The sequence below is a fragment of the Citrobacter sp. KTE30 genome (genome assembly GCF_000398825.1).
Lineage (GTDB): Bacteria > Pseudomonadota > Gammaproteobacteria > Enterobacterales > Enterobacteriaceae > Citrobacter > Citrobacter freundii.
Genome location: NZ_KB976055.1, coordinates 425,510 through 439,409, shown reverse-complemented (window position 1 = coordinate 439,409; position 13,900 = coordinate 425,510). Strand labels below are relative to the sequence as shown.

The window sequence follows — 13,900 nt, the reverse complement described above, 5'->3', positions numbered from 1 at the left end:
CAGGTTTTGTAGGCCCGCTAAGCAAAGCGCCAGCGGGCACAACCATTACCCGCGGGTCATCATCAGCTTACGCAGTTGCGCAAAATCAGCAGGCAGGTGATGAGAAAGCAGCGGCAAGTCCGCGCGTTCCGCCAGCTCTTTTGGCAACGCCAGCGTCAGATCAAGAATCTCTTCAACGCTTTCTTTAAACTTCGCCGGATGCGCAGTACCAAGGAACAGGCCGTACTCGCCAGGGTTCAGTTGGTCACGCAGCGCACGGTAAGCCACCGCCGCATGCGGTTCTGAGGTGTAGCCTATCTCATGTAACTCACGCATGGTGTCCTGAGTCGTGGCATCATCAACGGCGGCATAACCCAGCTCATTCAGACGCCAGATTTTACGGCGGAACAGTTCTTCCACGCGCGGCCAGTTGTTCGGCTGGCTGACATCCATCGCATTCGATAACGTCGCCTGAGTCGCTTTCGGCGCCCACTCACCTTCAGCAAGGAAACGCGGAACCGTATCGTTAACGTTAGTCGCCGCGATAAAACGCTTCACCGGCAAGCCCAGTGATTTCGCCAGCAGCCCGGCGGTCAGATCGCCAAAGTTACCGCTGGGAACAGAAATCACCAGCTGATTCCGCGCCTCTTGCGGTAGCTGAGCCACAGCCTCAAAGTAGTAACAGATTTGCGCCAGCAGACGGCTGATGTTAATTGAATTAGCCGAGTTCAGTCCCAGAGCCACCTTCAGCTCTTCGTCATCAAACGCCTGTTTCACCAGCGCCTGGCAGGCATCAAAATCGCCATCAATCGCTACAGTTTCAATGTTACCGCCCAGCGTACAGAACAGTTTTTCCTGTAATGGGCTGATCTTGCCGTTCGGGTAGAGGATCACCACGCGCACATTTTTCAGGCCATAAAAGGCATGTGCAACCGCCGCGCCGGTATCACCTGAGGTCGCCGTCAGAATGGTTACCGGCTTGTCGCCGCTGATGTGCGTCAGCATTTGCGCCATAAAGCGCCCGCCAAAGTCTTTAAATGCAAGCGTAGGGCCGTGGAACAGTTCCAGACAGCCGACATCTGCGGCAACCTGAGCAACCGGTGCCGGAAAAGCAAATGCAGCACGCACGCGTTTTTCCAGAATTTCCTGAGGGATCTCATCACCAATAAATGCGGACAGGATCTTCGCGCTGCGGCTAACGAAGTCCTGGTTCAGCATCTCATCCACTTCTGTCAGATTGAATTCCGGTAGATCGTGCGGAAAAAACAATCCCTGATTCTTGCCAAGCCCTTGCGTGACGGCCTGCGCAAAGCTGACCTGCTCGTTATGATCTTTCAGATTATACAGTTTCATTGATTATCCCAGTACCCGTGCGCCCGCCGTGTCCAGCCGGCAAATATGAACAAAGCCTTCCTGATTTTGCAGGTAATTTTTACTCAGCCAATCTGCTACGCGCTGCGCCGTATCCGGCTTATCGCACAAGGCGAACAGCGTCGGCCCTGACCCGGAGATCCCGCTGGCCAGCGCGCCAATTTCTGTTACCGCCTGACGCGCCTGACTAAAGCCTGGTAGCAAGCGGGTACGATACGGCTCAGCAATGACGTCCTTCATCAGCTTCGCGGCAAGCCCAGGCTGACGGGAATAGCAGGCATGGATAAATCCAGCCAGATGTCGCCCGTGGGCGATACAGTCCTGACGGCGATACTGCGCAGGTAGAATCGCCCGCGCTTCTGCCGTCGACACTTTAATCCCCGGATACGCCAGTACCCATAGCCACTCATCAAAGCCTGGCACCTGCTGGCTGATAATGCCGTTTTCTTCGATCATTAACTGCATGCCGCCCAAAAAGCACGGGGCAACGTTATCGTAATGAATACTGCCGGAGATACGCCCTTCCAGCTCGCCCATTATCGCCAACAGGCGCGTATCGTTGAGCGGCTTACCGCAGTGTTCGTTCATAGCGACTAACGCCGCCACGACGGAACAGGCGCTGGAGCCTAACCCGGAGCCAATCGGCATATTTTTTTCCAGCGTCATCGCCACCGGAACCGTTTTACCCAGCTCCTGGCAGAATCGCTCCCAACACTGATAGACAATATTTTCGCGCGGCTCTGACGGCAGCTTGTTGGCAAAGCGCCCAAGGTTGTTCAGGCTGAACTGATCAGCCGCCTCAACGGACACCACATCGCCCAACAGCGAACCGTCCACCGGAGTTACTGCCGCACCAAGCACATCAAACCCGACGCTCATATTGGCACTGGAAGCCGGGGCATAAACTCTCACCATGTCAGACTCCTAACTTCCATGAAAGGGTGCGTAGCAGGTCAGCAAAGACGCCCGCTGCCGTCACGTCGTTACCCGCGCCATATCCGCGCAGAACCAACGGTAACGGCTGATAGTAGTGGCTATAGAATGCCAGCGCGTTCTCACCGTTTTTCACTTTAAACAGCGGATCGTTGCCGTCTACTGCATCAATTTTCACGCGACAAACGCCGTCCTCTTCGATATTGCCAACATAACGCAATACTTTTCCCTCATCACGGGCTTTCGCCACGCGCGCGGCAAAGACGTCATCCAACTGTGGCAATTTCGCCATAAACGCGGATACATCACCAGAATCATCAAACTCGTTTGGCAGAACTGGCTCAATGACCACGTCTGAAAGCTCCAGCTCACGACCGGTCTCACGGGCGAGGATCAGCAGCTTACGTGCCACATCCATGCCGGAAAGATCGTCACGCGGATCGGGCTCGGTATAGCCCATCTCACGTGCCATGGTGGTGGCTTGCGAGAAGCTCATGCCTTCATCCAGCTTGCCGAAAATAAACGACAGCGAGCCGGAAAGAATACCGGAGAAACGCTGCAATTCATCACCTGCGCTGAGCAGGTTTTGCAGGTTTTCAATTACCGGCAAGCCTGCGCCCACGTTGGTGTCGTAGAGGAATTTACGCCGGGACTTCGCGGCGGCAAAACGCAGCTGATGGTAGTAATCCATCGACGAGGTGTTGGCCTTTTTGTTCGGCGTAACCACATGGAAGCCTTCGCGCAGGAAATCAGCATACTGATCCGCCACCGCCTGGCTTGACGTACAGTCGACAATCACCGGATTAAGCAGATGATATTCTTTCACCAGGCGAATTAAGCGCCCAAGGTTGAATGGCTCTTTCGCGCTTTCCAGCTCCGCCTGCCAGTTTTCCAGATTCAAACCATGGACGTTGGTCAGCAGAGCCTTCGAATTCGCCACGCCGCACACGCGCAGATCGATATGCTTCTTTTTGAGCCAGGTTTGCTGACGTTTAAGCTGCTCCAGTAGCGCACCGCCCACCCCGCCTACGCCAATCACAAACACTTCAATCACCTGGTCGGTGTTGAACAGCATTTGATGGGTCACGCGAACGCCGGTAGTCGCGTCGTCGTTGTTCACCACCACTGAAATAGAACGCTCAGACGAACCCTGGGCGATCGCCACGATATTGATGTTCGCACGAGCCAGCGCGGCAAAGAATTTCGCCGAAATGCCACGCAGAGTACGCATACCATCGCCAACAACAGAGATGATAGCCAGACGCTCAGTCACCGCCAGCGGCTCCAGCAGGCCTTCTTTCAGTTCGAGGTAGAATTCATCCTGCATCGCGCGTTGCGCACGCGCGCAGTCGCCCTGCGGGACGCAGAAGCTGATGCTGTATTCGGAAGAGGATTGGGTGATCAGCACTACCGAAATGCCCGCACGCGACATTGCGGCAAAAACGCGTGCCGCCATACCCACCATGCCTTTCATTCCTGGGCCGGAAACGCTAAACATAGCCATGTTATTGAGATTAGAAATACCTTTTACCGGCAAATCGTCGTCATCACTGCTGGCGCCAATCAACGTGCCAGGCGCTTGTGGATTGCCGGTATTTTTAATCAGGCAAGGGATCTGGAACTGGGCAATAGGGGTAATGGTGCGCGGGTGCAGCACTTTGGCGCCGAAGTAAGAAAGCTCCATCGCTTCCTGATAAGACATCGACTTCAGCAGTCGGGCGTCGGGTACCTGACGCGGATCGCAAGTATATACGCCGTCAACATCGGTCCAGATCTCACAACAATCCGCGCGCAAACAGGCGGCCAGTACGGCGGCAGAGTAGTCGGAGCCATTACGCCCCAGCACTACTAACTCACCTTTCTCATTCCCGGCGGTAAATCCGGCCATCAAAATCATGTGGTCCGCAGGAATACGGCTGGCGGCAATGCGGCGCGTAGATTCGGCGATATCAACGGTAGATTCGAGGTAATGGCCGACTGCCAGCAATTTCTCCACCGGGTCGATGACCGTCACGTTGTGCCCGCGCGCTTCCAGCAGGCCAGCCATGATGGCGATCGACATTTTTTCGCCGCGGCAGATAAGCGCGGCATTGATGCTGTCCGGGCACTGTCCCAACAGGCTGATGCCATGCAAGACGTGTTTAATCTGGGCAAACTCTTGTTCAACAAAGGCTTTGAGCGGAGCCAGCGGAAAACCCGGCTGCGCAGCGGCCAAACCCACCAACAGCTCAGAGAAAATACGTTCGGCGTCGCTGATATTGGCTAAAGCATCCTGACCACCGATGGTCTTCTCAATCATCGCCACCAGATGGTTGGTAATTTTTGCGGGGGCAGAGAGCACGGTCGCGACCTGCCCCTGTCTGGCATTGCTTTCCAGAATATCGGCAACCCGCAGAAAGCGCTCTGCATTTGCCACTGATGTACCGCCGAACTTCAACACTCGCATGGTTTACCTCATTGCCTTTGGTCGAAAAAAAAGCCCGCACTGTTTAGGTGCGGGCTTTTTCTTGTGTTTCCTGTACGCGTCAGCCCGCACCGTTACCTGTGGTAATGGTGATGGTTGTGGTAATAGTGATGCTGATGCGTTTCATGATGTTGTGTGCTCTGTAATTATTATCTGTCTGTCTTGTATTCTTTTAGGGTTAAAGTATCTGCTGACCTAAGTCAATAAATTTTTAAATTGATCACATTCCGAAACTTGTTCATGAGCGACTGCTTGCCCTTTTACTTTCAACCAATACAGCATGTCTCGCCCACTTGAAACCAGAGTAAAACACTGCACAACAAACATTGATCAACACTTTATTTTGTTAGATTTTTTTCTATATCATGTAAAAAACGGTGCAACATTGCCGTGTCTCGCTGCTCTAACAGACCCATTCGCTGTTGCAGCCAGTCCGTCAACTTAATGTCGTCAGAAACGTTCAGCGTGGCTAATAAACGCAAAACACGTTCGCGCAATGCCTGTAGCTGATGCTCATCCGTCATCTCAATGTTTCTGGCCGGTTGTTGTATTAAACCTGCTAATTGATAGCAATACACCATCACCGCCTGCCCCAAATTGAGTGATGGATAGTCAGCCACCATCGGTACCCCGGTGAGGACATCCGCCAGAGCCAATTCTTCGTTGGTCAGCCCCGAATCTTCACGACCAAAAACCAGCGCGGCGTGATCCATCCACGTTGATTTTTCCTGCAACAGGGGAACCAGTTCGACCGGCGTAGCGTAATAATGAAACTTCGCGCGGCTGCGCGCCGTGGTCGCGACGGTAAAATCCACGTCGTGAAGCGCCTCGGCTAACGTTGGAAAAACGTTAATATTATCAATAATATCACCCGAGCCATGCGCAACCCATCGCGTGGCAGGTTCCAGGTGGGCCTCGCTGTCAACGATCCGCAACTGGGTGAATCCCATGGTCTTCATCGCACGGGCTGCCGCACCAATATTTTCCGCTCTGGCGGGGGCAACCAGAATAATTGTTAAACGCATTTCGATACTCTTTTAGCCTATGTGCAGGTAATAATGTGACGTGCATCAACATATTACGCAGCGCGAATTTACATATTTTTAACAGAAATCACTGAAAAAGCATTTCGCATCCGGTAAAAAATGCTAAACTATTTCCAGACTGAACTATTGCCCTTTATGTTAACAAAAGTTGCATATCCTTCTGTTTATCCATGATAATTTAATTTAAAATGGATCGCATTGGTTGGATTCATTACATTTATTAATTAGCGCGTGCAACTAGTTGTAATATTGCAATTTTGTGATGAAAGCAAACATTTGGATACGTTGATTTCATCAAACTGTTAACGTGCTACAATTGAACTTGATATATGTCAACGAAGCGTAGTTTTATTGGGTGTCCGGCATGTCTTAGCCTGTTATGTTGCTGTTAAAATGGTTAGGATGACAGCCGTTTTTGACACTGTCGGGTCCAGAGGGAAACTACCCACGACCAAGCTAATGATGTTGTTGACGTTGATGGAAAGTGCATCAAGAACGCAATTACGTACTTTAGTCATGTTACGCCGATCATGTTAATTTACGGCATGCATCAGGCAGGTCAGGGACTTTTGTACTTCCTGTTTCGATTTAGTTGGCAATTTAGGTAGCAAACATGCAGACCCCGCACATTCTTATCGTTGAAGACGAGTTAGTAACACGCAACACGTTGAAAAGCATTTTCGAAGCAGAAGGCTATGATGTATTCGAAGCGACAGATGGCGCGGAAATGCATCAGATTCTCTCTGAATATGACATCAACCTTGTGATTATGGATATCAATCTGCCTGGGAAAAATGGCCTCCTGTTAGCGCGCGAACTCCGCGAACAAGCTAACGTTGCGCTGATGTTCCTGACGGGCCGTGATAACGAAGTCGATAAAATTCTCGGCCTCGAAATCGGCGCAGACGATTACATCACCAAGCCGTTTAACCCGCGCGAACTGACTATCCGTGCTCGTAACCTGCTGTCGCGTACCATGAACCTGGGTACCGTCAGCGAAGAACGCCGTAGCGTCGAGAGCTACAAGTTCAATGGCTGGGAGCTGGACATCAACAGCCGCTCTCTGATTGGTCCTGATGGCGAGCAGTATAAACTGCCACGCAGCGAATTCCGCGCCATGCTTCACTTCTGTGAGAATCCGGGCAAAATCCAGTCTCGCGCAGAACTGCTGAAAAAAATGACCGGTCGCGAACTGAAGCCGCATGACCGTACCGTTGACGTGACTATCCGCCGCATTCGTAAACATTTCGAATCAACGCCGGATACGCCAGAAATCATCGCCACCATTCACGGGGAAGGCTACCGTTTCTGCGGCGACCTGCAGGATTAATTCGATCCTCACAGGTAAAAAAAACGGCGCAATATGCGCCGTTTTTCATTTCACCACAGCCCTATTTCCATAAGCGAAACTCGTCACTCTGCGCAGGCTGAGACTCCGGAATTTCTGTCGGCTTTGGTTTTGGCTGTGCCAGCGAGTGCCAGTCAAGATGACGCGTCAGGAACATCACGCCACACAACGCGACCAACAGCACGCCGGTTCCCAGCAGTAAAGAGCTGTCCTGTGAACGGAGCAACACCCACATCACACCATCCAGCCCCAGCAGCGCTACGGTGAACAAAATACTCTTAAGCCAACCCTGTAATATCGCCTGCAGATACACACCGTTCATCAACGCCCCCACCAGACTCGCCGTAATCCACGCGGCGGTAAAACCAATATGTTCTGACAACGCCAGCAGCAACAGATAAAACATCACCAGCGATAATCCCACCAGCAGGTACTGCATCGGGTGCAGTCGAAGGCTGGTCATGCTTTCAAGAACAAAGAAAGACATAAAGGTCAGCACAATCAGCAAAATGGCATATTTTGTCGCCCTGTCCGTCAGTTGGTATTGATCCGCAGGCGTGGCGACAGCGACGCTAAATGCAGGCATTCCCTCCCAGCCAATCTTTTCGCCATCAAAGCGTTCGCCGAGGTTATTGGCAAACCAACTGCTTTGCCACTGTGCATTGAATCCAGACTCACTGATTTCGCGCTTAGCCGGAAGAAAATCCCCAAGAAAGTTGGGATGCGACCAATTGCTGGTTAAGGTCATTTCACTGTTACGGCCAACCGGAACAACGGAGAAATCTCCTGTTCCGCTCAAATTCAGCGACAGCGTCATGCTCAGGTTTTGCTCCGCCCAGCTCGCGTCGGGTAACGGAATGTGGATCCCCTGCGCACGTCCATCCAACCCCGTCCCCGGCTCAACCGCCAGCGACGTTCCATTGACCTGCGGCGCTTGCACCACACCAATCCCGCGCGCATCCCCCACTCCAACCACGATAAATGGTTTGCCGACGCTGACGTTGGGATGGTTTAAATCACGCAAACGTTCAGCGTTAAACTCGGCCTTCACCGAGAGGTCATTGTGCCAGACCTGGCCCTCATAAATACCGATTTTACGCGCTTCAACGTTCTGACTCCCCTCAACCACCAACGACTCCGGCAGCCAGAAATGGATATAGCTTCGCTTACGCTGGATCTCTTTGCCATCCTCCAGCGAGGTATAAAGCTCTGTCACCGGAATGGCTATCAACGGGCCGACCATCTTTTGCGGTCCGCTGGTGCTCTGGCGGATTGCATCTTCAACGTCATTGCGATAATCCGATCGCTCTACGATTATCTGCCTGACCATTGTCAGGGGAATTAACAACAGCAGCATGGCGCCACCCAGAGTGACGATTTTCCAGAACAGGGGTGATTTCAACATAGCGTTCTCCTTTGCAATATCAGCAAGGTAGAACAGCTATGTGCGGAGAATTTGAAGTTATGTGAAGTGACGGTGAAGCGTAAACGAAGCTTGTGCACCGCCTTCTGGTCGGTTAGATAATGTCACCGCGCCTTCATGCAGTCGTGCAACTTCACTGACAAACGCCAGCCCCAAACCGCTGCTCTTGTGTCCATTCTCGCGGGGCAGCGAGTAGAAGCGCTCAAAAATACGCGGCAACGCAAAGTCAGGGATCCCGCTACCGCTGTCGGTAACCTGCAACGTGACCCGATCCTCGTGCTGATGTGCACTCAGAACAATCGTCCCGTCCTGTGGCGTAAAGTCGATAGCGTTGTCGAGTAAATTCCCCAATGCCTGCTCCAGTAACGCGGGATCGGCTGCGACGCTAAGCGATGAAGGCAGAATGGTCAGCGTGATGTTTTTTGCCGCCAGCTGCACGCTACGCGCCTCTTTAAGCTGAGCAAACAGCGCATCTACCGCCACTGGCGTCAACGTAATGTCCTGCCGATTCTCCAGTCGCGCCTGACGTAACAAGGTTTCAACCAGCGCCTGCATGCGCGCATTTTGCGTCAGAATATTATCGGTAAAGCGCGCTACCACGTTTGGCGGCGGACCTTCGCGCAGTATCTCCGCCGCGCCACGAATGGCCGCCAGCGGGCTTTTCAGCTCATGGGTTAACGCGTAGACATACTGCTCAATGTAGTTCTTGCCTTCGAGCTTCAGACGCATACTTTCCAGCGCCTGCGCCAGTTTGCGTAACTCGCTACTGCCTAAATCAGGCAGTGGGACGGGGCGATTCTCAGTAACGGAATCGGCATAACGCGCCAGCCGGGCAATGGAGCGGTTTATCCACCATACCATCCCGAAGCCAATCACCAGGGCAATACCCAGCAATACGGCGCTGGCCCACAGCATTCGCCGTTCACTGCGTTTAATCACCGGCGCCATCGCTGCATTTGGTTTGCCGACACTGAGCACACCGATAATACGACCACCGTCTACAATCGGCGCGGCAACGTACATCACCGAGCTTTCCGGGTCGTCCGGATTTTGCGGCGTACTACGAGCGCCATACTGCCCACGTAATGTTAACCACACGTCGTTCCAGCGGGAGTAGTCCTGACCGACGGCCTGATTAGCTGAATCAAACACCACCTTGCCCTGTGCGTCCGTCATGTAGACATGGTATTCATTACGTACTTTGTTAATGCCGCTGATATTGGCGCGGAATGGGCGGTTATGCAGTTGCGAAAAGGCCTGCGCCAGCTTGCCGTTGGCGGGGGTATCAGAGAGTAAGTCATCACGCGCCAGCACAGCCAGCAGCGTGGCGGTATCAATCAATGTGCCCTCAGTCGCTCGACGGACGCCTGGCTTAATTTCCTGCACAAAGATAGACAGAACGAACCAGGCAGCGACGGCAACAATCAGAAAATAGCCGAGCAGCAAACGCATGCCAATGCGCATCAGACGCTCCTCAGGCTGTATCCCATACCACGATGCGTATTGATGGGGGAAAGCTCGGGGTTGATGGCCCGCAGCTTGGCGCGCAGCGTTTTGATGTGGGTATCGACCGTTCTATCAAAGGTATCCTGCGCATCGGCCCAGACTAAATCCATCAGTTGTTGGCGGGAGTAAATACGTCCCGGCGACATCAGGAATGTTTTCAGCAGCAGGAATTCATAGCGCGTCAGGTTCAACGGCATGCCGAACCAAGTAATCTGCGCGGCCAGCTCATTAAGTTCAAAATCCCCACAGCGCGTTGTCAATGAAGGCGTGGAGAATTTTTGCACCCGCCGCAGCAGCGTACGCACACGCGCGCACACTTCACGCGGCGAGAAAGGCTTGGCAACATAGTCATCCGCGCCAATTTCCAGCCCCAACAGGCGATCCACTTCATCGCTGCGTGCGGTCAGAAACAGGATCGGCAACGCCGGGTGGCGTTCAAGTAAACGTCGGCACAGTTCAAAACCGCTTATATCCGGTAGCCCGACATCCAGAATGATGGCATCAGGGCATTGCTGGCGAGACTTCTCCAGCACGGGAAATCCGCGCTCAAACGCCTCTACGCTAAACCCCTCTTGCTGCAGCATGTAGATAAGCGTATCAGCGATTCCCTGCTCATCCTCAACCAACCAGATCAACGGCTGTTGCATTGTGCTTCCTTGTTATTGCCGCCACGGCATGATGGGTACCGCACTAATGGCATTTTTGGGCGATCCATCGACGACTTTATCTGAATAAGCCAGATAGGCCAGCGCATTACGTTTCGCATCGTAAAAACGCACGACCTGTAAAGATTTAAACACCAGCGAGGTACGTTTTTTAAATACCACTTCGCCCTGAGCTTTACCGTTCTTGATTCTGTCGCTCAGTTCTACCGGCCCAACCTGCTGGCAGGAAATGGCGGCATCGGAGGTATCTTCCGCCAGCCCCAGACCACCTTTGATGCCGCCAGTCTTCGCCCGACTCACGTAGCAGGTCACGTTGGTAACATCCGGATCGTCAAACGCTTCGACCACAATTTTATGATCCGGGCCGAACATTTTGAACACCGTATCGACAGATCCAATCTGCTCCGCATGGGCAACCTGCGCCAACATCAGCAGAATTGAGGAAATGACTAAGCTCTTATATTTCATATTGTTACCATTTTTAAAAGTTACTCTGTGCAATTATTCGACATTCTAAGATAAAACGTATACAGATCACAGGATTACAATAATCACGCTTTCGTATGTCCGAAAAAAGCATTTATGAGCAAAAAAAACACTGAATGCTAAAACAGCAAAAAATGCTATTATCCTCATACCTGACGTCAGGTACTCGTTGTTGAAAGGATGAGGATATTTTATGGATCAGGCTGGCATTATTCGCGACCTATTAATCTGGCTGGAAGGTCATCTGGATCAGCCTTTGTCGCTTGACAATGTGGCGGCAAAAGCGGGCTATTCCAAGTGGCACCTGCAGAGAATGTTTAAGGACGTGACGGGCCATGCTATTGGCGCCTATATCCGCGCCCGTCGTTTATCGAAATCTGCAGTGGCGCTGCGCCTGACTGCGCGCCCAATTTTGGATATTGCGCTGCAATATCGCTTCGACTCTCAACAAACCTTTACTCGCGCGTTCAAGAAACAGTTTTCCCAAACGCCTGCGCTGTATCGTCGCTCCCCGGAATGGAGTGCGTTTGGTATTCGCCCGCCAATGCGCCTGGGTGAATTTGCGATGCCTGCGCACGAGTTTGTCACCCTGGAAGATACGCAACTACTCGGCACCACGCAAAGCTATTCCTGCTCGCTGGAACAGATTTCAGATTTCCGTCATGAAATGCGTATTCAGTTCTGGCGCGACTTCCTCAGTCAGGCTCCTGCGATCCCGCCAGTCCTGTACGGGCTTAACGAAACGCGTCCGAGCATTGAAAAAGATGACGAGCAGGAAGTGTTTTACACCACTGCACTGACGCCGGAACAGGCCAATGGCTATGTGCCGTCGGCGCAGCCTATCCTGTTACAGGGTGGCGAGTACGTGATGTTTACCTACGAAGGGCTGGGAACCGGCGTGCAAGAGTTTATCCTGACGGTTTACGGCACATGCATGCCAATGCTGAACCTGACGCGCCGTAAAGGACAGGATATCGAGCGATATTACCCGGCAGAAGATGCCAAAGCGGGAGATCGCCCGATCAACCTGCGCTGCGAATTCCTGATTCCGATTCGCCGCTAGCGCTGTAGTTCATCCAACGCAGGGGCGTCCAGATGTGAGATGTCCCCTGCCGTTTCAACGACCCATCCCGGCGCCAGCCATAAGCTTTCCTGGTAATCAACGCGAGAAATAGAACAGTTGCGCAGACGCAAGCGACGTTCAGCCCATGCCGGTAATCCAAGAATTGTACTCACCAGGCAACCCAGCGCGATACCGTGACTGACCAGCAGCGGACGACTTCCCGGCGGCAATTCCAGACAGGATGCCAGCGCTGCGTTGACGCGATCGCTCAATTCCTGCATCGATTCCCCTTCAGGGATACGCCCATCCACCGTACCGTTCACCAACTGGCGACGCCAGCCCTCTTCCTCCGGCGTCAGCGTATCGATGTGACGTTTTTCCAGCACACCCATATTTAGCTCGCGCAGACGGGAGTCATAGGTGATATCACAGCCACAGGCCTGGGCGATGATTTCTGCGGTGCGTCGTGTACGACCAAGATCGCTACTGATGACATGCGTAATACCAAACGAGCGAGCGCGTTCACCCACCTGCATGGCTTGCTGTTCACCTTTAGCGGTTAGTGGGCTGTCTGACTGGCCTTGAATACGTCGCTCGGCGTTCCACTGCGTTTCGCCATGGCGAACAAGGTATACCTGTAACATGCTTTTTTTCCGTTATACTGCGATGCGATGAATTTTCAAACTGAGCTTAATTATGCACAAGGTTATCTCTGCGACCACCAATCCTGCCAAAATTCAGGCAATTCTGCGGGCATTTGAAGAGATTTTCGGGGAAGGATCCTGCCATATAGAACCCGTCGCCGTCGAGAGTGGCGTGCCGGAACAACCTTTCGGAAACCAGGAAACGCGCACTGGCGCACGAAATCGCGTTGATAACGCTCGCCGCCAGCACCCGCAGGCTGATTTCTGGGTCGCCATTGAAGCAGGAATTGACGACGATGCCACCTTCAGTTGGGTGGTGATTGATAACGGCCACCGGCGCGGTGAAGCCCGTTCAGCCACGCTGCCATTGCCTACTGTCATTCTCGACAGAGTCCGCAAAGGTGAAGCACTCGGCCCGGTGATGTCGGACTATACAGGTATTGATGAGATTGGCCGTAAAGAGGGCGCAATCGGCGTCTTTACCGCGGGTAAGCTGACGCGCTCGAGCGTCTACCATCAGGCGGTGATTCTGGCGCTCAGCCCGTTTCATAACGCGGTGTATTTATAGCATTGTGCCGGATGTTCAATCGTAGGCCGGATAAGGCAAAGCCACATCCGGCGGATCAATTTTTCCCGAGCAACACCTGTTCCAGCCACTGACGCAGATCCACCGGCGCGGATTTGAGGCTGTTCGATCCTCGCGTAATAGTAGCAATCCCCGCCCCGAGCTCGTTTTTAAGCTCACGCTGGCTCATCTCACCGCGCAGCAGCTCTTCAATGATACGCACACGCGTGCCCAACGCTTCACGCTCATCCGGCGTTAACATCAAATTGAGCAGTGGCAGGTGTAAATCTTGTTCGTAGGCGTGTTTAAGCAGATCGACAAAACGTAACCACTCCTGGTGACGTTGTTCTGCCATCTCTGCTGAATAGGGTGATTGCTGAGTCATAAGATATCGCCATCGTTGCGGG

15 protein-coding genes and 1 other annotated feature are annotated in these 13,900 nt (G+C 52.9%); of the genes, 3 read left to right on the top strand and 12 right to left on the bottom strand.

Translation table 11 applies throughout. The features are described from left to right. Positions 1–45 precede the first annotated feature (45 nt). The 6 genes from thrC to yjjY all read right to left on the bottom strand — a co-directional run bounded on the left by thrC (position 46) and on the right by yjjY (position 6,311). On the bottom strand, positions 46–1,332 hold the full coding sequence (thrC, locus tag WC1_RS20605) for a threonine synthase (protein WP_016149524.1): 1,287 nt from the start codon (positions 1,330–1,332) through the stop codon (positions 46–48). A 3-nt stretch (positions 1,333–1,335) separates the two neighbouring features. Further along, the gene (thrB, locus tag WC1_RS20610) at positions 1,336–2,265 is read right to left on the bottom strand and encodes a homoserine kinase (RefSeq protein ID WP_003018982.1); all 930 of its coding nucleotides are present in this window, start codon (positions 2,263–2,265) and stop codon (positions 1,336–1,338) included. Between the two features lies 1 nt (position 2,266). Beyond that, complete coding sequence (gene thrA, locus WC1_RS20615; RefSeq protein ID WP_016149523.1) at positions 2,267–4,729, bottom strand: bifunctional aspartate kinase/homoserine dehydrogenase I; 2,463 nt, start codon at positions 4,727–4,729, stop codon at positions 2,267–2,269. Positions 4,730–4,752: 23 nt separating this feature from the next. Next, positions 4,753–4,879: a sequence feature (Thr leader region), on the bottom strand. Then, complete coding sequence (gene thrL, locus WC1_RS23230; protein WP_032337689.1) at positions 4,809–4,874, bottom strand: thr operon leader peptide; 66 nt, start codon at positions 4,872–4,874, stop codon at positions 4,809–4,811. (Overlaps the previous feature by 66 nt.) A gap of 206 nt (positions 4,880–5,085) precedes the next feature. After that, on the bottom strand, positions 5,086–5,772 hold the full coding sequence (locus WC1_RS20620; RefSeq protein WP_003018988.1) for a tRNA/rRNA methyltransferase: 687 nt from the start codon (positions 5,770–5,772) through the stop codon (positions 5,086–5,088). Positions 5,773–6,170: 398 nt separating this feature from the next. Then, on the bottom strand, positions 6,171–6,311 hold the full coding sequence (gene yjjY / locus WC1_RS24605; protein ID WP_042998021.1) for a YjjY family protein: 141 nt from the start codon (positions 6,309–6,311) through the stop codon (positions 6,171–6,173). A gap of 95 nt (positions 6,312–6,406) precedes the next feature. On the opposite strand from yjjY, the gene arcA reads away from it, so the two are divergent. Continuing rightward, positions 6,407–7,123, top strand: a complete 717-nt coding sequence (arcA, locus tag WC1_RS20625; RefSeq protein WP_001194359.1) for a two-component system response regulator ArcA — start codon at positions 6,407–6,409, stop codon at positions 7,121–7,123. A gap of 61 nt (positions 7,124–7,184) precedes the next feature. On the opposite strand, the gene creD is transcribed toward arcA, so the two are convergent. Genes creD through creA form a run of 4 tightly spaced genes read right to left on the bottom strand, consistent with a single transcriptional unit; the run spans position 7,185 to position 11,203 of the window. Next, entirely contained in the window at positions 7,185–8,546 is a 1,362-nt protein-coding gene (creD, locus tag WC1_RS20630; protein ID WP_016149522.1) for a cell envelope integrity protein CreD, read from the bottom strand. A gap of 57 nt (positions 8,547–8,603) precedes the next feature. Continuing rightward, on the bottom strand, positions 8,604–10,028 hold the full coding sequence (gene creC / locus WC1_RS20635; protein WP_016149521.1) for a two-component system sensor histidine kinase CreC: 1,425 nt from the start codon (positions 10,026–10,028) through the stop codon (positions 8,604–8,606). After that, a complete protein-coding gene (gene creB / locus WC1_RS20640; protein WP_016149520.1) occupies positions 10,028–10,717 on the bottom strand; it encodes a two-component system response regulator CreB in 690 nt (229 codons plus the stop codon). Before creB ends, creC begins: the two co-directional genes overlap by 1 nt. Before the next feature lie 12 nt (positions 10,718–10,729). Beyond that, positions 10,730–11,203: a protein CreA gene (gene creA / locus WC1_RS20645; protein WP_003018998.1), complete on the bottom strand. Its 474-nt coding sequence runs from the start codon at positions 11,201–11,203 to the stop codon at positions 10,730–10,732. A gap of 211 nt (positions 11,204–11,414) precedes the next feature. Between creA and robA the strand changes: the two genes are divergently transcribed. Beyond that, positions 11,415–12,284 carry an MDR efflux pump AcrAB transcriptional activator RobA gene (robA, locus tag WC1_RS20650; protein WP_003837295.1) on the top strand — a complete coding sequence of 290 codons (870 nt, stop codon included), beginning with the start codon at positions 11,415–11,417 and terminating at the stop codon, positions 12,282–12,284. Here the strand turns inward: robA and gpmB are convergent. Beyond that, complete coding sequence (gene gpmB / locus WC1_RS20655) at positions 12,281–12,928, bottom strand: 2,3-diphosphoglycerate-dependent phosphoglycerate mutase GpmB (protein WP_003019006.1); 648 nt, start codon at positions 12,926–12,928, stop codon at positions 12,281–12,283. The genes robA and gpmB overlap by 4 nt on opposite strands. Positions 12,929–12,980: 52 nt before the next feature. On the opposite strand from gpmB, the gene yjjX reads away from it, so the two are divergent. Continuing rightward, positions 12,981–13,496 carry an inosine/xanthosine triphosphatase gene (gene yjjX / locus WC1_RS20660; protein ID WP_016149519.1) on the top strand — a complete coding sequence of 172 codons (516 nt, stop codon included), beginning with the start codon at positions 12,981–12,983 and terminating at the stop codon, positions 13,494–13,496. 55 nt (positions 13,497–13,551) lie between these two features. On the opposite strand, the gene trpR is transcribed toward yjjX, so the two are convergent. Beyond that, positions 13,552–13,878 (bottom strand): trp operon repressor, encoded by a 327-nt coding sequence (gene trpR / locus WC1_RS20665; protein WP_003837292.1) that lies wholly within the window; start codon positions 13,876–13,878, stop codon positions 13,552–13,554. Positions 13,879–13,900: the final 22 nt, after the last annotated feature.

Excerpts from the sequence above, each read along its gene's own strand:
- thrC (WP_016149524.1), bottom strand. The coding sequence starts at position 1,332 with ATGAAACTGTATAATCTGAAAGATCATAACGAGCAGGTCAGCTTTGCG.
- thrB (WP_003018982.1), bottom strand. The coding sequence starts at position 2,265 with ATGGTGAGAGTTTATGCCCCGGCTTCCAGTGCCAATATGAGCGTCGGG.
- thrA (WP_016149523.1), bottom strand. The coding sequence starts at position 4,729 with ATGCGAGTGTTGAAGTTCGGCGGTACATCAGTGGCAAATGCAGAGCGC.
- WC1_RS20620 (WP_003018988.1), bottom strand. The coding sequence starts at position 5,772 with ATGCGTTTAACAATTATTCTGGTTGCCCCCGCCAGAGCGGAAAATATT.
- yjjY (WP_042998021.1), bottom strand. The coding sequence starts at position 6,311 with ATGACTAAAGTACGTAATTGCGTTCTTGATGCACTTTCCATCAACGTC.
- arcA (WP_001194359.1), top strand. The coding sequence starts at position 6,407 with ATGCAGACCCCGCACATTCTTATCGTTGAAGACGAGTTAGTAACACGC.
- creD (WP_016149522.1), bottom strand. The coding sequence starts at position 8,546 with ATGTTGAAATCACCCCTGTTCTGGAAAATCGTCACTCTGGGTGGCGCC.
- creC (WP_016149521.1), bottom strand. The coding sequence starts at position 10,028 with ATGCGCATTGGCATGCGTTTGCTGCTCGGCTATTTTCTGATTGTTGCC.
- creB (WP_016149520.1), bottom strand. The coding sequence starts at position 10,717 with ATGCAACAGCCGTTGATCTGGTTGGTTGAGGATGAGCAGGGAATCGCT.
- creA (WP_003018998.1), bottom strand. The coding sequence starts at position 11,203 with ATGAAATATAAGAGCTTAGTCATTTCCTCAATTCTGCTGATGTTGGCG.
- robA (WP_003837295.1), top strand. The coding sequence starts at position 11,415 with ATGGATCAGGCTGGCATTATTCGCGACCTATTAATCTGGCTGGAAGGT.
- gpmB (WP_003019006.1), bottom strand. The coding sequence starts at position 12,928 with ATGTTACAGGTATACCTTGTTCGCCATGGCGAAACGCAGTGGAACGCC.
- yjjX (WP_016149519.1), top strand. The coding sequence starts at position 12,981 with ATGCACAAGGTTATCTCTGCGACCACCAATCCTGCCAAAATTCAGGCA.
- trpR (WP_003837292.1), bottom strand. The coding sequence starts at position 13,878 with ATGACTCAGCAATCACCCTATTCAGCAGAGATGGCAGAACAACGTCAC.